Below are 16,150 nucleotides of genomic sequence, written 5' to 3' on the forward strand. Positions count from 1 at the left end.
GGAGTCTCCAGTGAGGTGGGCGGGAGGTGTCGCGATCATATCCGTCCCGGCCTGCTCAGGCATGGCTGGCATGGCGGATGCTTGGCCAGCGGTTGAACAGGCGATGCAGGACGAACACCGCGACCAGGGTGCAGAACACTGCCACGCAGACCGAGCTGAGGCGGTAGGCGATGGAATAGAACACGTCGTGCTGCGGCGTGAGGTACTGGCCGAAGACGATGGCCAGGGTGGTCAGCGCGCCGAAGCCGATGCCCTGGGCATGCTCCAGCACATGCACGCGAGCGCAGCAGAACGCGGCGGTCCAGTACATCAGGGTAACCAGCGGCAGCACGTCGTAATGGCTGTAGAGCACCAGTTGCAGGAGCAGGCCGACGGCGCAGCCGAGCAGGGTGCCGAGGGCACGGATGCGCCCGGCGAAGCGGATGCCGTTCCAGTGCATGGGGAACAGCACCAGGATCGAGGCGACCTGGGCCGATAGCGAGTCCTTGAGGTCCAGGCTCTGGAACAGGATGAACGACAGGGTGGCGATGCTCGCGCCGAGCAGGGCCTCGTGGCGCTGGCTGGGCAGGTCCTTGGGCTGTGGCTGGCGCGGTGGACGCGGTTCGGCGTCGGGGAACAGGTAGAACATCAGCCAGGCGATCAGCACCGTCTGCACGGCGGCCACCAGGTTGCTGGTCAGCATGTCGAACAGGTGGGTCTCCGGGTAGCTGCCGAAGTGCAGTTGGATGGAGAGGAACACGCTGCCGAGGGCGCCGAACATGAACAGCGGGCCCTGGGCCATCAGGCGGAAGCGCCAGAAGAAGGCAAGGAACACCAGTGGTACCACCAGCAGCGGGCGGTCGCCGAACAGGCCGTAGATCACCAGCACCTCCAGGCTCACCACCACGGCCTGGAGGAGGAACTGGCGGATCACATGGGCGTTGATGACCGGCGTCAGGCCGAGCAGGAGCATGGGGTAGACGCAGAAGAACGAGCCGTAGTCCCAGCCCATCAGCTTGCAGACGAACAGCCCCAGGGTGCCGCCGCAGGCCAGGCGCAGGCACTGGCGCAGGTCGTTCTCGGAGAGCCTGCGGGTGCCTGCGGCGGCCGCCTTAGTAGACATAGTGCAGCAGGCTGATCAGCTGGATCTGCAGGCGGCCGAACAGGTCGGCCAGCTGCGAGTCGTGCGGGTACAGCTGCACGGTGGCCTTGGCGCCGCTGGGCAGGTTGTAGGTCAGCGGCTCGCTGAGGCTGACGTGCAGGCGCTGGCGCTGGGCATCGCGCACCCAGCGGTCGGAGATCGTCGGTGCGGCCAGGTCGCCGTTGGCGTCCAGCTGGCCCTCCTTGACCCCGGCGTCGAGGGCGCTGACGCGGGCGGCGAAGATGTGCCCGGGCAGGGCGTCGAACACCACCGAGGCCTCGTCCTCCAGACGCACGTAGCGCAGGGCCTTCTCGCGGAAGTCGGCGCTGATGTCGGTCTCGTCGGCGACCAGTGCGGCCACCGGATTACCGGCATGCAGGAAGGCACCGGCGGACAGCTGCAGGTTGCTCAGGGTGCCGGCACGCTCGGCGCGCACTTCGCTGTACTGCAGCTGCAGCCGCGCTCGCTCCAGGGCATTGCGTGCCTGGCGCAGGCGCAGGTTGTCATCGCCCTGGGTGCCACGCTGCGCGGTCAGTTCGCGGACGCGGGCGCCGGCGGCGCTCAGGCGGGCCTGGGCGGCCTGGCGTTCGGCCTCGGTCTGCTCGAACAGCTGGCGCGACACGTGCTGGCTCTGCACCAGGCGGCCGAGGCGCGCGCTCTCGCGCTGCAGCTCGTTGGCCGAGGCCTGAGCGGCGGTACGGTCGGCCTGGGCGGCGGCGATGGCGGCGTCGAGCTGCAGGTTGTCCTGGCCGGCCTGTTCCAGTTCTAGTTCGGCGGCACGCACCGCCAGGTGGAAGGGTTCCGGGTCGAGACGGAACAGCAGCTGGCCGGCGGCCACGTGCTGGTTGTTGGCCACGGCGACGTCCAGCACCTGGCCGTCCACCCGCGGTGCGATGCGCAGCACGGGGCGGGTCAGCTGGGCCTGGGGGGTGATGGGCATCCACAGGTCTGCCGCCAGGAAATAGGCGAACAGCAGGATGAATAGAACGATGGCCGCCTGTACCCGGCGGGCGAATTTCTGGTCCGGAGTCATGTGAAGCCTTGGTGTCCGCAGAGGGCGGAAAGAAGGGCGAGGGTGCGGGTCCGCTCGCAGGTGACTGGCAGTATATTTGGTTACAAAACGGGGATAATCTGGGGCTTTCGAGAATCAGCATTACCGATGGGGTAACAATGGATACGCTACACAGCATGCGCATCTTCGTTCGGGTGATAGATACCGGCAGCTTCACCGCCGCGGCCCAGGCCATGGATCTGTCCACCGCCCAAGTATCGCGGCTGGTCTCGGAGCTGGAGCAGCAACTGCAGACCCGCCTGCTGCACCGCACCACCCGCCGCCTGGCGCTGACCGAGGCGGGCGAGCGCTACCTACAGCGCTGCCGGCAGATTCTCGACGAGGTCGACGAGGCTGCTGCCGAAGCCCGCGGTGCGCACCTCACGCCCAGCGGGCGACTGCGCGTGCACAGCATGACCGGCCTTGGCCTGCAGCACCTGACCGGGCTGATCGCCCGCTATTCCGAGCTGTACCCGGACGTGGTGGTGGACCTGGCCCTGTCGCAGCGCACGCCGGACCTGCTGGAAGACGGCCACGACGTGATCATCGCCTTCGCCCGCGAGCTACCCAACTCGCAGATGGTGGCGCAGCTGCTGGGGCCGATGTTCAGCGTCGCCTGCGCTTCGCCGGAGTACCTGCGCAAGCATGGCGTGCCGGCGCAACCGGCCGACCTGCAGCAGCATCGCTACCTGCGCCTGCTCGACCCCATCTACGAGGGCGGTGTGGACGCCGAGTTCGATCCGCTGCCCGGCGAGAGCTTCCAGGTCAACGTCGCCGAATCCCTGGCCAGGGCGGCGCAGGCGGGCATGGGTGTGTGCCTGTTGCCGTCGTTCGTTGCCGCTGCTGCCATGCGCGACGGCAGCCTGTTGCGTGTGTTGCCGCAGCATCGCCTGCGCCAGCGCAACATCTACGCCATCTACCCGTCGCGGCGTTTTCTCGATGCCAAGATCAGGACCTGGGTGGACTTCCTCAAGACCGAGCTGCCACCGCTGCTGGCCGCCGACGAGGCGCTGCTGGAGGAACCGGTGCACTGGGCCGTGCCCGGCTGACTGTTGCGGAATAGGCAATGGTGATTCGCGGGAAACGTGGTTTTTCAGCTGCCTTGGGCCGCCTATCATTTCTCCCATGATTTCGCGGGGCCAATCGATTGGCTCCGGAATAGCGAAGATGGTCGCCAATGGCCGAGTTATCGCCGCATTCGAGCGCGTTTGATCGTCCCTGCAGCCACGAGCCTTCTGTTGCTCATGATGAAACAGTTTTGCCGGCTGGCAACGAGACCTTGCGCCGCGCTCCCTCCTCCTGACGTTGATGCCTGAGTGCTCCTTTATCGACGTCCTGCCTCAGACCGCTCTCTTTGAGCGGTCTTTTTTTTGCCCGCGATTTTTCCAGCCGATGGCGCCTGCTTCTGCGCCCAACAAAAAGCCCCGCATGAGCGGGGCTTTTGTCGTGCCGGGTGGCCTTACAGACGCGGGTAGTCGATGTAGCCGACCGGACCCTGGGCGTAGAACAGCTCGGGGCGCGGCTCGTTGAGCGGGGCGTCCTTGGCCAGGCGCTCGACCAGGTCGGGGTTGGCGATGTAGGGAATGCCGAAGGCCACGGCATCGGCCTTGCCTTCTGCCAGCCAGGTGTTGGCCTGGTCCTTGGTGAAGCGCTCGTTGGCGATGACCAGGCCGCCGAACTGCTCCTTGATGAAGGGGGTCAGGCTGTCGTCGCCTTCCTTCTCGCGGGTGCAGATGAAGGCCACGCCACGCTTGCCCAGTTCGCGGGCGACGTAGCCGAAGGTCTCGCGCGGATCGGCGTCGCCCATGTCATGGCTGTCGCGACGCGGTGCCAGGTGTACGCCAACACGGTCGGCGCCCCACACGGCGATGGCCGCGTCGGTGACTTCCAGCAGCAGGCGGGCGCGGTTCTCGATCGAGCCGCCGTACTGGTCGCTGCGCTGGTTGGTGCTGCTCTGCAGGAACTGGTCGAGCAGGTAGCCGTTGGCGCCGTGGATTTCCACACCGTCGAAGCCGGCAGCCTTGGCGTTCTCGGCACCGTGGCGGTAAGCCTCGACGATGTCGGCGATTTCCTCGGTTTCCAGGGCGCGCGGGGTTTCGAAGCCTTTCATCGGGCGGACCAGGCTGACGTGGCCGGCCGGCGCGATGGCGCTAGGGGCGACCGGCAGCTCGCCGTTCAGGTAGATCGGGTCGGACACGCGGCCGACGTGCCACAGCTGCAGGAAGATGCGGCCGCCGTTGGCGTGCACGGCGCGGGTGATGTTGAGCCAGCCGCGTACCTGGTCTTCCGACCAGATGCCGGGGGTGTCCGGGTAGCCCACGCCCATCGGGGTGACCGAGGTGGCTTCACTGAGGATCAGGCCGGCGCTGGCGCGCTGCACGTAGTACTCGGCCATCAGCGCGTTGGGCACGCGGCCTTCGTCGGCGCGGCAGCGGGTCAGCGGCGCCATGATGATGCGGTTGGGCAGTTCCAGACTGCCGATCTTGATCGGGTCGAAAATGGTGGTCATGGTCAGTCTCCAGTGTGTCAGTCCAGCAGGGGTTCGGCGTCGCTGCTGCGACTGCCGAGGGATGCGGTAAGCAGGGCGGCGATCAGAGCCAGCGCGGCCAGTGCGGCGGCGGCCAGCGGTACGCTGGTCAGGCCCAGGCCATGGCCGATGACCAACCCGCCGACCCAGGCGCCGATGGCGTTGCCCAGGTTGAAGGCGCCGATGTTGAGGGTGGCCACCAGGTTCGGCGCGGCCTGGCCGAAGTTCATCACGTTGACCTGCAGCGCCGGCACGGCGGCGAAGGCGGCCATGGCCCAGAGCAGCAGGTTGATTTCCAGCGGGATCAGCAGCGGACTGCTCCAGCGCACCAGCGAGGACAGCAGCGCCAGGCTGAGCAGGATGCCGGCCAGCGCGGTGGCCAGGTTCCAGTCGGCCAGGCGCCCGCCGAGCAGGTTGCCGAGTGTCAGGCCGACGCCGATCAGCAGCAGGGTCCAGGTGATACCGCGTGGCGACACGCCGGTGACCTCGCCGAGCAGCGGCGCAATGTAGGTGAACAGGGCGAACACGGCGGCGGAGAACAGTACGGTGGTGGACAGCGCCAGCCACAGCCCGGCGCCACGCATGGCGGCCAGTTCGCCGCGCAGGTCGGCGGGCTCCTGCTCGCGGTTGTTCGGCAGCACGCGCCACAGGCCGATCAAGGCGATCACGCCGATCACGGTCACCGCCCAGAAGGTCGAGCGCCAGCCGGCGTACTGGCCGAGCGCGGTGCCCAGCGGCACGCCGAGCACGTTGGCCAGGGTCAGGCCGGTGAACATCAGCGCCACGGCCGAAGCCTTGCGGTTCTCCGGAACCAGGCTGGCGGCGACCACCGAGCCGATGCCGAAGAAGGCGCCATGGCAGAGTGCGGTGACCACGCGGGCGACCATCAGCAGTTCATAGTCGGCGGCGGTGGCGCAGAGCAGGTTGCCCAGCACGAAGATGCCCATCAGGCCGAGCAGGGCCAGCTTGCGTGGCCAGTTGGCGGTGACCAGAGCCATGAACGGCGCACCGAGTGCCACGCCAAGGGCATAGCCGGTGACCAGCCAGCCGGCGCCGGGAATGGACACGCCGAGGTCGGTGGCCACCTCGGGCAGCAGGCCCATGATGACGAATTCCGTGGTGCCGATGGCAAACGCGGACAGAGCGAGGACGAGAAGCGGTAACGGCATGGGGCCGGCTCCTGGAAACGGTTGCATTTATTGGGTCCTGCGCGCGGGCAGGGCCGTTCAGAGTTGGGCGTCGAGGTCTTTCAGGAAGGCCTGGATGACCTCCTCGTTACGCTTGAAGAAACTCCACTGGCCGACCTTGCGGCTGGTCACCAGACCGGCGCGTTGCAGGGTGGCCAGGTGCACCGACACGCTCGACTGGGACAGGCCGCAGCGCTCGAACTTGCCGGCGCATACGCCAAGTTCCAGCGGGTGGTCCTGGTCGGCGAAGTGCTTTTCCGGCTCCTTCAGCCACTGCAGGATTTCACGCCGCACGGGGTGGGCGAGGGCCTTGATGATTTCGTCGATGTCGAGTGGAGTGCTCATGCTGGTGCTGTCGCATATCGGGTTGAGGCGAACTGTATATCGGGTTGTCCCGATATTTAGATCGTTTGCACCGATACTGACTATCAAGGCAGCTGATGAAGCGGCGAGAAGGCCCCGGGCTAGAGGCCTCGCTCGTGGGAAGGGATCAATCCGCCAGGGGTTCGAACTCGTCTTTCACCCGTATCGCGCAATCGGGGCAGGCGAAATCCTCGGGCAGTTCTTCCCAGGGCGTGCCCGGCGCATAGCCGTGGTGCGGCTCGCCCCGGGTCTCGTCGTAGCAGTAGCCGCACTCCGGGCAGCGATGGCGGCTCATGCCGGCTGCTCGCTCAGGCCATAGCGTTGCATCAGGCGCTCGCGGTGGCCGGGCTGGAAGTTGATCCGCGCCGCATTGCCCTGCACCGCGCTGATCAGCCGCGGGTTCATGGTGCGGAACCACAGCGGCGGTACGTAGGCCACCAGGTACATGCCGAAGTAGCCACTGGGCAGGCGCGGCAGGTCGGGGAAGTTGCGCAGCGACTGGTAGCGCCGGGTCGGGTGGGCGTGGTGATCGGAATGCCGTTGCAGGTGGAACAACGCCCAGTTGGAGAACAGGTGGTTGCTGTTCCACGAATGGTGCGGCTGGCACACCTCGTAGCGACCGTTGCCGAGCTTGCCGCGCAACAGACCGTAATGTTCCAGGTAGTTGGCCGAGGTCAGCTGGAAGGCGCCCCAGAAGGCGGTTAGCAGCAGGTACGGCAGGATGGCGAGGCCGAAGGCCAGAGTCAGCCCGCCATACAGGGCCAGGCTGATCAGCGCCGGTTGCAGTACCTCGTTGTCCAGGCTCCAGACGCCCTTGCCGCAACGAGCCAGGCGTTCCTTCTCCAGTTGCCAGGCGCGGCGGAAACCACCGGGCATCTCGCGCAGGACGAAGCGGTAGATCGACTCGCCCATGCGCGACGAGGCCGGGTCCACCGGCGTGGCCACGTCGCGGTGGTGGCCGCGATTGTGCTCGACGTAGAAGTGCCCGTAGCAGGCCAGGGCCAGGGCCAGCTTGCCCAGCCAGCGCTCCAGCGTGCTCTTCTTGTGGCCCATCTCGTGACCGAGGTTGATGGCGAAACCGAGGCCGCCACCGGTGTTGATGATCATCGCCAGCACGCCGTACCAGGCCAGCGGCTGGGTGGCGACGAAGGCGGTGGTGGCGATGAAGGTCAGCCACAGTACCGGCACCAGCAGGTAGGTGATCCAGCGGTAGTAGGGGTCGGCCTCCAGCGCCGGCACCTCGGCCTCGGGCGGGTTGCTCGGGTCCTCGCCGATCAGCGCATCGAGCAGCGGCACGCCGAAGTAGAAGAACGCCGGCGACAGCCACAGCCAGGCGTCGTGCGGTGCTACCAGCAGGTACAGCGCGGGGCCGATCAGGCCCAGGCAGGGGACGAACAGCGACAGCAGCCAGAGCGGGCGCTTGCGGTCACGATAGGGCAGGGCGGTGTGCATTTTTATTCTCTCCGCGGTTCTTCGACCTGGGCCCAGCATGCGCCGACCCAGCAAGCGGCAGAACCGTTGAGTCGGGCAGAAAATCGTCTTATGGTGACAACTCATCCCATGCCGGACCTGCCCCATGGACCCGAGCCTCGCCCCGCTGCAGCCATGCCTGCACCCGATCTACGCCCGCCTGATGTGCGCGGCGCTGCGCCAGCGCGGCTTCGGCGAGGCGGAGATCCTGCATGGCACCGGCCTGGACTGGGCGCACCTGCACCGCGACAACCGCCCGCTCAACTTCGCCCAGGTGCAGCGCCTGATTCGCCGCGCCACCCAGCTCACCGAGTGCCCCTGGTTGGGCCTGGAAGTCGGTTGCGCCACGCCCGTGTCGGCACATGGTCCGGTGGGCTACGCCGCCGCCCTGTGCCCGGACCTGCGCGGCGTGCTGGCGGTGCTGGAGCGCTTCAGCGTGCTGCGCCTGTCCAGCCTGCGCCTCGGTGGGCGGGTCGAGGGCGAGCGCTACCGCATCTGCTTCGAGGAGCTGTTCGACCTTGCCGACGTGCGCGAGCACATCTTCACCAGCCTGGCCGGCGTCTGCCTGCGCCTGCTGGAAGCGGTGTGCGGCGCGCTGCCGGACGACTGCCTGGCGTTCAGCTTCCCCTTCGCCGAGCCACCCTGGTCGGCGCGCTATCGTGAGCTGCTCGGTCCCCGCGTCAGCTTCGGCGGCGAGTGCTTCAGTGTCAGTCTGCCCCTGGCATGGCTGGACCGCCCGAGCCTGAGCGCCGATGCCCAGGCCGCGCGCATCGCCCTGCGCGACTGCGAGCACCAGCTGCAGGGCGCCAGCCCCGGCGGCGACTGGACCAGCCGGGTGCAGCTGCGCCTGGTGGCCTGCGAGGGCAGCTACCCGACGCTGGAGCAACTGGCCGACGAATTTCACCTGTCCGAGCGCACGCTGATCCGCCGCCTGCGCGACGAGGGCGTGCACTACCAGCAACTGCTCGACGAGGTACGCCAGGAGCTGGCCTGCTGGCTGCTGCAGAGCACGCCGCTGAGCGTCGAGGCGGTGGCCGAGCGCCTGGGCTATCGCGATACCAGCAACTTCAGCCGCACCTTCCGCCGCTGGTTGGGCATGACGCCCAACGCCTGGCGCAAGGGGGCTGCGTGAACTACCTGGCCCACCTGCACCTGGGTGGCGACGCCCCGGAGCAACTGCTCGGCAGCCTGTACGGCGACTTCGTCAAAGGGCCGCTGGCAGGACGCTACCCGGCCGGCATCGAGGCGGCCATCCAGCTGCACCGACGCATCGATGCCTTCACCGATCGCCATCCGCTGATCGAGCAGGCACGCGCGCGCTTCCCTGCCGAGCGGCGGCGCACCTCGGGGATTCTTCTCGATCTGTTCTTCGACCACTGCCTGGCCCGCGACTGGGCGGAGTTCGCCGACGAGCCATTGGTGCAGTTCACCGGCCGGGTCTACCGGGTGCTGGCCGCGCAGCCCGAGCTGCCCGAGCGCCTGGCCTTCATCGCGCCGCGCATGGCCGCGCAGGACTGGCTGGGCAGCTACACCGATTTCGCCGTGCTGGAGCAGGTGCTGCTGGGCATGAGCCGGCGCCTGTCGCGCCCGCAGATGCTGGCCGGCGCCATGGGCGAGCTGGAGCGGCTGTACGAGCCGCTGAGCGATGATTTTCGCGCGTTCTATCCCGAGCTGCAGCGCTTCGCCAATCAGGCGGCGCGCTGAGCCTGTTCCGCAGCCTCGCCGAACAACGCCACCTGCACCGCCCGCTGCGCCTGGCGCGCCAGGGCATTGCGTTCCTGGCCGGTGCTGGCGATGGGGGCGAGCAACTGGATCTGCACCTTGCTGCGGTCCGCAGCGAACAGGCGCAATAGGTGCGAGGGCAGGTCGTCGTCGCCGATGAAGGGCGCGATGGGGTCGATCACGCCGTCGCGCAGGTAGCGGATCGCCACCGGCTGCAGCGGCACTCCGGCCTCGATGGCGCCAGTCAGCAGGCGGCCGTGGAAGGTGCGTACCTGCTGGCCGTCGGTGGTGGTGCCTTCGGGGAAGATCAGCAACTGGCGGCCGGCGCTCAGGTGGCGATGCAGCTGACGCGCCAGCAGAGTGCTGTCGCCCGAGCCGCGGCGGATGAACAGGGTGCCGGCCTTGTGCGCCAGCCAGCCGGCCAGCGGCCAGGTGCGCACCTCGGCCTTGGACAGGAAGGAGATCGGCAGCAGCTGGCCAATCAGCGGGATATCGGTCCACGACACATGGTTGCCGACCCACAGGTACGGCCCCTGCGGCAGCTCGCCCAGTACCTCGACCTCGAACGGCAGGGCGCGGCTCAGACGACGCAGGAACCAGGCGGTGAGGCGCTGGCGCAGGCCCATCAGATCATGCCGGCGCAGGCGCTCGACGGTGGCGACGAAGCCGGCCAGGGCCACGCCCAGCAGCAGCACCGCCACCAGCCGGGTCAGGCGCAGCCACAGGCGCGCACGTTTCATACGGCGGCCTTGAAGTGGCGTGCGTAGCGCGGGCACAGCTCGTCGCGCTTGAGCAGGATGAACACGTCGGCGACCTGGAAGTCCGGGTCCCAGCAGGGCTCGCCGCAGACCTTGGCGCCCAGGCGCATGTAGGCCTTGAGCAGCGGCGGCATCTCGGCGATCACGTTGCCCGGCACGTCCAGTTGCGGCAGCGGGGTCTTCGGCTCGGCGCGCAGGTGTTCGGTGCACAGGTGGCGTTCACGCAGGCGCTGCATGATCGCCTGGGCCTGGATGCCTCCGTCCTGCATGGGGATGCTGGCGCAGCCCATCAGGTAGCGATAGCCGCCCTCGTTGAGCACTTCGGCCAGCTCGCTCCACAGCACGGCGATGGTGCCGCCGTTGCGGTAGGCCGGCGCCACGCAGGTGCGGCCGATCTCCAGTACCGGGCCTTCGAGATGTGCCAGGCCGTGCAGGCTGAACTCCTCCTCGCTATAGAAGCGGCCGAGGCGGCTGGCGCTGTGGTGGTCGAGCAGGCGGGTGGTGGCGACCAGCTCGCCGCTGTTGAGGTCGCGCACGCCGATATGGCTGCAGTGCGGATCGAAATCGTCCATGTCCAGGCCCAGCTCGGCGCCCTTGAGCTTGGCATCGAATTCGCTACTGAACACGGCGTAGCGCAGGGCCTGCGCCTCGCGCAGCGCATTCGGGCCGATCAGGCGTTCGGCTTGCAGGCGACGTTCGGCAGTGCGGGCGATCTGGGTCATCGAGTGGCCTCCGTGAGCCAGCCTGTTGCGGCCGGTCGATGTTGTTGGGCAAGCTCAGGCTAGGAACACCTGGTGTCACCTCCATGAATCTTTGGTGATGCTTGCGTGACAGACGACGAGGACTTTTGTGATGCCCTGGCAATCCCTGCTGGAAACCCATGAGCGCCTGCCGGCGAGCAGCCTGGAAGACTGGTACTCCGCGCTGCTGGAACGCGTCGGCGAGGACGGCCCGTTCGCCCTGGCGGTGCTCGGCGGGCGCCTGGCCGCCACCCCCGGCCTGGCCTTCTTCGCTGGCTACCAGGGCGCCCTGCGCGCGCTGTGGCCGGCGGCCCCACGCAGCCCCGGCGCGCTGTGCGTGACCGAGAACAGGAGCACGCGCCCGGCCGATATGCAGACCCGCATGAGCGGCCTGCACCTGAGTGGCCGCAAGGACTTCGTCACCGCCGCCGAGGCCGCCGACTGGCTGCTGGTGGCCGCGCGGGTGGAAGAGCAGGGCGCGCCGCGCCTGGCCGTGGGCGTGGTGCGCAGCGGCGCACCGGGCGCGCGCTGCGAGCCGCTGCCAAGCCTGCCGCTGATGCCGGACATCGGCCACGCCCGCCTGCACCTGGACAACGCCCTGTGCGAGCTGCTGCCGGGCGACGGCTGGGACAGCTACGTGAAGCCCTTCCGCAGCCTCGAGGACCTGCACGTGCTGGGCGCGGTGCTCGGCTGGCTGTATGGCGTGGGTGAGGACGGCGGCTGGCCGCAGGAGCTGCGCCTGCGTCTGCTCGGCCTGCTGTCCGGCTGCGCCGAGGTCACCCGCCACTGCGCCAACGATGCAGCCACCCACTTGCTGCTGGCCGGGCTGTTCGCCCAGTTCAAGGCCCTGCGCCCGGAGCTGGACGCCGCCATCGCCGCCGGCCCGCAGGAGTGGGCCGCGCTGTGGGCGCGCGACTGCAATCTGCTGGAGGTGGCGCGCACGGCGCGTGAGAAGCGTCTGGAGAAGGCCCTGGCAGCGCTGGCTTGACCTGGATCAGTACGCCTCCAGGGCCCGTCGGCTAACGTCGCCTCGCTTTTTTCCTGCGAGGTCTTCATGCGCCGCGAGCCCATAGTGCTGTTTGATAACGGCACCCACCAATGCCTGATGTTCGATGACCTGGTCAGCGGCGAAGGCGTGCAATCCAACCAGTTCCTCATCACCGACAGCGAGCAGTACCTGCTGCTCGATCCGGGCGGTGACCTGACCTACACCCCCTTGTCGCTGGAGCTGTCCAAGCACATCCCGCTGCAGTCGCTGACCTATATCTTCGCCTCTCACCAGGACCCGGACATCATCGCCTCGTTGGACAAGTGGCTGCTGCATACCCGTGCGCGGGTGATCTGCTCCAAGCTGTGGGCGCGCTTCCTGCCGCACCTCACGGCCAACTACCTGGCCCTGAGCCATGGCATCTGCACCTACGACCGCATCATCGCGCTGCCGGATCGCGGCCAGGCGATTCCGCTGGGCAACTGCAACCTCAAGGCGGTGCCGGCGCACTTCCTCCATTCGGTGGGCAACTTCCAGATCTACGACCCGGTGAGCAAGATCCTCTTCTCCGGGGACATGGGCGCCTCGATGGTCGACGATGCCAGCCCGGTGCAGGACTTCGCCGCGCACGTCACGCACATGGCCGGCTTCCACCGCCGCTACATGGCGAGCAACAAGGCCTGCCGCTTCTGGGCGCAGATGGTGCGCGAGATGGACGTGGCGATGATCGTGCCGCAGCACGGGCGGCCCTTCGTCGGGGCGGAGATGATCAACGCCTTCCTCGACTGGATCGAAAAGCTGGAGTGCGGTCTCGACCTGATGACCCAGCAGGACTATCGCCTGCCGGACTGATTCGTCTCCCGCTTCGGCGTGATCGGCACTGTTTTCCGTCACGCCCGCCATGCTAGCGTCGGCTCCTCCAAAATCTGCGAGCGAGCCCGATGCCCCTTGCCCTGTTGCGTCGCACCGTCCTCGCCGGCTGCCTGTTGGCCGCCGGCCCCCTGGCCGCGGAGAGCTGGCCGATTCCCGAGTGGAACAGCCAGCCGGCCGCTGCCACTCCCGCCATCCAGGCCCTCGAAAGCTACGCCTTCCCGGCGCGCGATGATGTCGCCCGCAAGGGTGTGCGCAGCGATGCGCTGCTGGTGATCAAGGACGGCGAGATCGTCTACGAACGCTACGCCGCGCCGACCACCCAGCAGACCCCGCACCTGAGCTGGTCGATCAGCAAGAGCCTGTTCGCCAGCGTGCTCGGCGTGGCCTACGGCGAGGGGCGCTTCAAGCTGGACGACGCGGTGGCCAAGCACTATCCACCGTTCGCCGCACACCCCGACGTCAAGCTTGGCCACCTGCTCAACTGGGCCTCGGGCCTGGCCTGGCAGGAAGACTACGAGTACGCGCCGCTGAAGTCTTCTGTGGTGGCGATGCTCTATACCCGCGGCCGTACCGACATGGCCGCCTTCGCCGCCGAGCACGCGCTGGATGCGATTCCCGGTACGCGCTTCCGCTACTCCAGCGGTGACAGCAACGTACTGGGCGCCAGCCTGAAGTCGATGGTCGGCGAACAGGCCTATGCGAACTACCCCTGGACCGCATTGTTCGAGCCGCTGGGCATCGAGTCGGCGGTGTGGGAGCGTGATGCCAGCGGCACCTTCGTCGCCTCTTCCTATGCCTACATGACCGCCCGCGACCTGGGCCGCGTCGGCCTGCTGATGCAGCGCGACGGGCGTTGGGGCGAGCGCCAGCTGCTGCCGCAGAGCTGGGTGGCGTTCAACCGCACGCCGTTCGCCAACTACCAGCCCAACCCGCAGAAGCCGGGTGACGCGGTGCCTGGTGGCCAGTGGTGGCTCAACGCGGCGCTGGAGGGCACCAGCAAGCCCTGGCCGGACGTGCCGGATTCCGCCTTCACCGCCCTCGGCCACTGGGGCCAGGCGCTGTACGTGCTGCCGGCGCAGAAGCTGGTGGTGGTGCGCTACGCCGATGATCGCGACGGCAGCTACAGCCACAACGAAATGCTCAAGCGGGTGCTCGCCGCCTTCGGAGAACAGCCATGATTCGGCGCCGTCCCTTCCTGTCCGTATTCCTGCTGTTGCTGGTCGGCCTGGCCCTGCTGGCCTGGAGCAATCGCGTCCACCTGGCCGCCTTCCCCGGCATCATCGGCGCCTACTCGGCCAAGGAGTACTGCTCCTGCCGCTATGTCAGCGGCAACCCGGCCGAGTATTGCGAGGGCTACGTCAAACAATACGTGCCGGTCAGCGCCTTCCACGACGATGCCGAGCGCAAGCGCGTGACCGCTCGCGGCCTGGGCAGCACGCAGACCGCCGCCTGGCTGGATCAGCGCCAGGGCTGCCAGCTGCAGGAGCAGGCCGACTCGCTGTGACAGCCGCGGACGGTTGCTGGCACAGCTTGCAACCGTCCGCCGTTTGGCAAGGCCGCCCCGGGCCGCTATCGTTGCGCTCAAACCGCAACACAAGTGAGCCCATGGCCAACAAGCCCCTTTCCCTGTTCGTCGGCGCCTTGCTCGCCGCCAGCCTGAGCCTGCCGGCGCAGGCCGACTGGTACCTGGACAACGAGTCCTCGCGCCTGTCCTTCATCTCAACCAAGGCGGGCAACTTCTCCGAGGTGCATCGCTTCCTCACCCTGCACGGCAAGATCGACGAGAAGGGCGCCGCGCGCCTGCGCATCGAGATGGACTCGGTGAGCACCGGCATCCCGGTGCGTGACGAGCGCCTGCGCAGCCTGCTGTTCGGCACCGACAAGTTCCCCGATGCGCGGATCATGGCCCAGCTCAACCTGGAGCCCATCACCAACCTGGCCCCCGGCGCCCAGCTGGAGATCGGTCTGCCGATCCAGGTCGAGATCCGCGGGCGCAAGCACGGCTACATGGCCGAGCTGCTGGCCACCCGCCTGGATGACCGACGCTTCCAGGTGGTGACCCTGGCGCCGCTGGTGCTGCATGCCGAGCAGTTCGGCCTGGAGGAGGGCATCGAGGCGCTGCGCAAGGTGGCACGGCTGGACAGCATCAGCCTGTCGGTGCCGGTCGGCGCGGTGATGATCTTCACCTCGCGATGAGCGGCGTGATCTTTCCCTGGAAGTCCGGCAACCGCTTCGAGTTGCTGATCGATGGCCCGGCGTTCATGCCGGCCATGCTCGCCGACATCGCCGCGGCCGAGCGCCAGGTGCTGCTGGAACTCTATCTGGTGGAAGACGGCCACTGCAGCGCCGCCTTGGTCGAGGCTTTGTGCATCGCGGCCGAGCGCGGCGTGCAGGTGCGCTGCCTGTTCGATGGCTTCGGCGGCCTGCGTTTCGGCCAGGCCTCGCGCGAGCGTTTGGCGCAGGCCGGCGTGCAGCTGCGCCAGTACAACCCGCTGCGCTGGCGGCGGGGCCTGCGCAACCTGTATCGCGACCACCGCAAGCTGCTGGTGGTGGACGAGCGCTGTGCCTATGTCGGCGGCACCGGTGCCACCGACCAGTTCTGGACGCCGCAGGCCCAGGACGAGCACTGGCACGAGGTGATGGTGCGCATCGAGGGCGCGCTGGTGGCGCACTGGCAGCTGTTGTTCGATTATCAGTGGCTGGCCTGCGAGGGCCGCAGCCCGTGGAAATCCGGCCAGGCACCGGGACTCGCCCATCTGCCGCCGTGCCCGCCAGCAGGACGCGGCATGGGGCGGGTGGCCTACGCCGACTCCAGCCAGCACCTGGACATCGTCCAGTCTCTGCTGCGTAGTGTCGGCCACGCCAAGCGCCGGGTGTGGCTGGCCACGCCGTACTTCCTGCCCAGCCGCAAGGTGCGCCGCTTCCTCATGCGTGCCGCAGCCCGTGGCGTGGAGGTGCGCCTGTTGCTGACCAGCCGCAACACCGACCACCCGCCGGTACGTTTCGCCGGCCAGCGCTACTACCCGCGCCTGCTCAAGGCAGGGATTCGCATATTCGAGTACCAGCCGCGCTTCCTGCACCTGAAGATGGTGCTGGTGGACGATTGGGTCAGCATCGGTTCCTGCAACTTCGACCACTGGAACCTGCGCTTCAACCTCGAGGCCAATCTCGAGGCGCTCGATCCGCAGCTGACGGCGGCGGCGGCCGACAGCTTCCTCGCCGACTTCGCCGCGAGCCGCGAGATCACCCTGGAGGACTGGCATCGCCGACCGCTGCTCAAGCGCCTGCAGCAGCGCCTTTGGGGCTGGCTAGACCGGCTGGCGGTGAACCTGCTCGACCGCCGCCGCTGAG

General features: G+C 68.0%; 18 protein-coding genes. 9 read left to right on the top strand and 9 right to left on the bottom strand.

The genetic code is table 11. The features are described 5' to 3' along the window. Positions 1 to 55 precede the first annotated feature (55 nt). A complete protein-coding gene (locus PTT45_RS04225) occupies positions 56 to 1,102 on the bottom strand; it encodes a DUF2955 domain-containing protein (RefSeq protein WP_273811685.1) in 1,047 nt (348 codons plus the stop codon). Beyond that, entirely contained in the window at positions 1,092 to 2,153 is a 1,062-nt protein-coding gene (locus PTT45_RS04230; protein WP_273811686.1) for an HlyD family secretion protein, read from the bottom strand. The genes PTT45_RS04225 and PTT45_RS04230 overlap by 11 nt, the downstream gene beginning before the upstream one ends. 137 nt (positions 2,154 to 2,290) lie before the next feature. Here PTT45_RS04230 and PTT45_RS04235 point away from each other — a divergent pair, with 137 nt between their 5' ends. Then, entirely contained in the window at positions 2,291 to 3,220 is a 930-nt protein-coding gene (locus PTT45_RS04235; protein ID WP_273811687.1) for a LysR family transcriptional regulator, read from the top strand. A 410-nt stretch (positions 3,221 to 3,630) separates the two neighbouring features. On the opposite strand, the gene PTT45_RS04240 is transcribed toward PTT45_RS04235, so the two are convergent. The 5 genes from PTT45_RS04240 to PTT45_RS04260 form a co-directional block, all read right to left on the bottom strand. After that, entirely contained in the window at positions 3,631 to 4,680 is a 1,050-nt protein-coding gene (locus PTT45_RS04240) for an alkene reductase (protein ID WP_273811688.1), read from the bottom strand. A gap of 17 nt (positions 4,681 to 4,697) precedes the next feature. Continuing rightward, complete coding sequence (locus PTT45_RS04245; RefSeq protein ID WP_273811689.1) at positions 4,698 to 5,867, bottom strand: MFS transporter; 1,170 nt, start codon at positions 5,865 to 5,867, stop codon at positions 4,698 to 4,700. 57 nt (positions 5,868 to 5,924) lie between these two features. Beyond that, positions 5,925 to 6,230: an ArsR/SmtB family transcription factor gene (locus PTT45_RS04250; RefSeq protein ID WP_273811690.1), complete on the bottom strand. Its 306-nt coding sequence runs from the start codon at positions 6,228 to 6,230 to the stop codon at positions 5,925 to 5,927. A gap of 145 nt (positions 6,231 to 6,375) precedes the next feature. Next, positions 6,376 to 6,543, bottom strand: coding sequence for a rubredoxin (locus PTT45_RS04255; protein ID WP_273811691.1), 168 nt, complete (start codon positions 6,541 to 6,543; stop codon positions 6,376 to 6,378). Beyond that, positions 6,540 to 7,700 carry an alkane 1-monooxygenase gene (locus PTT45_RS04260; protein WP_273811692.1) on the bottom strand — a complete coding sequence of 387 codons (1,161 nt, stop codon included), beginning with the start codon at positions 7,698 to 7,700 and terminating at the stop codon, positions 6,540 to 6,542. The genes PTT45_RS04255 and PTT45_RS04260 overlap by 4 nt, the downstream gene beginning before the upstream one ends. A 124-nt stretch (positions 7,701 to 7,824) precedes the next feature. Here PTT45_RS04260 and PTT45_RS04265 point away from each other — a divergent pair, with 124 nt between their 5' ends. Together PTT45_RS04265 and PTT45_RS04270 are read left to right on the top strand one after the other, a co-directional pair. Further along, positions 7,825 to 8,850, top strand: a complete 1,026-nt coding sequence (locus PTT45_RS04265) for an AraC family transcriptional regulator (protein WP_273811693.1) — start codon at positions 7,825 to 7,827, stop codon at positions 8,848 to 8,850. Further along, positions 8,847 to 9,422 carry an acyl carrier protein phosphodiesterase gene (locus tag PTT45_RS04270; protein ID WP_273811694.1) on the top strand — a complete coding sequence of 192 codons (576 nt, stop codon included), beginning with the start codon at positions 8,847 to 8,849 and terminating at the stop codon, positions 9,420 to 9,422. The genes PTT45_RS04265 and PTT45_RS04270 overlap by 4 nt, the downstream gene beginning before the upstream one ends. Here PTT45_RS04270 and PTT45_RS04275 read toward each other — a convergent pair. Continuing rightward, positions 9,407 to 10,180 (bottom strand): lysophospholipid acyltransferase family protein, encoded by a 774-nt coding sequence (locus PTT45_RS04275; RefSeq protein WP_273811695.1) that lies wholly within the window; start codon positions 10,178 to 10,180, stop codon positions 9,407 to 9,409. The two genes, PTT45_RS04270 and PTT45_RS04275, sit on opposite strands and share 16 nt — an antisense overlap. Then, positions 10,177 to 10,920, bottom strand: coding sequence for an L-ornithine N(alpha)-acyltransferase (gene olsB / locus PTT45_RS04280; RefSeq protein ID WP_273811696.1), 744 nt, complete (start codon positions 10,918 to 10,920; stop codon positions 10,177 to 10,179). The genes PTT45_RS04275 and olsB overlap by 4 nt, the downstream gene beginning before the upstream one ends. Before the next feature lie 130 nt (positions 10,921 to 11,050). Between olsB and PTT45_RS04285 the strand changes: the two genes are divergently transcribed. The 6 genes from PTT45_RS04285 (at position 11,051) to PTT45_RS04310 (ending at position 16,149) form a co-directional block, all read left to right on the top strand. Beyond that, the gene (locus tag PTT45_RS04285; protein WP_273811697.1) at positions 11,051 to 11,926 is read left to right on the top strand and encodes an acyl-CoA dehydrogenase; all 876 of its coding nucleotides are present in this window, start codon (positions 11,051 to 11,053) and stop codon (positions 11,924 to 11,926) included. Positions 11,927 to 11,992: 66 nt separating this feature from the next. Beyond that, entirely contained in the window at positions 11,993 to 12,778 is a 786-nt protein-coding gene (locus PTT45_RS04290; RefSeq protein WP_273811698.1) for an MBL fold metallo-hydrolase, read from the top strand. A gap of 89 nt (positions 12,779 to 12,867) precedes the next feature. After that, positions 12,868 to 13,977, top strand: a complete 1,110-nt coding sequence (locus PTT45_RS04295; RefSeq protein ID WP_273811699.1) for a serine hydrolase domain-containing protein — start codon at positions 12,868 to 12,870, stop codon at positions 13,975 to 13,977. Beyond that, positions 13,974 to 14,303, top strand: coding sequence for an amidase (locus tag PTT45_RS04300; protein WP_273811700.1), 330 nt, complete (start codon positions 13,974 to 13,976; stop codon positions 14,301 to 14,303). Before PTT45_RS04295 ends, PTT45_RS04300 begins: the two co-directional genes overlap by 4 nt. 101 nt (positions 14,304 to 14,404) lie before the next feature. Further along, complete coding sequence (locus PTT45_RS04305; protein ID WP_273811701.1) at positions 14,405 to 14,995, top strand: YceI family protein; 591 nt, start codon at positions 14,405 to 14,407, stop codon at positions 14,993 to 14,995. After that, positions 14,992 to 16,149 (top strand): phospholipase D-like domain-containing protein, encoded by a 1,158-nt coding sequence (locus tag PTT45_RS04310; protein WP_273811702.1) that lies wholly within the window; start codon positions 14,992 to 14,994, stop codon positions 16,147 to 16,149. Before PTT45_RS04305 ends, PTT45_RS04310 begins: the two co-directional genes overlap by 4 nt. Position 16,150: the final 1 nt, after the last annotated feature.

Source organism: Pseudomonas sp. Gutcm_11s, from assembly GCF_028649395.1.
GTDB lineage: Bacteria > Pseudomonadota > Gammaproteobacteria > Pseudomonadales > Pseudomonadaceae > Aquipseudomonas.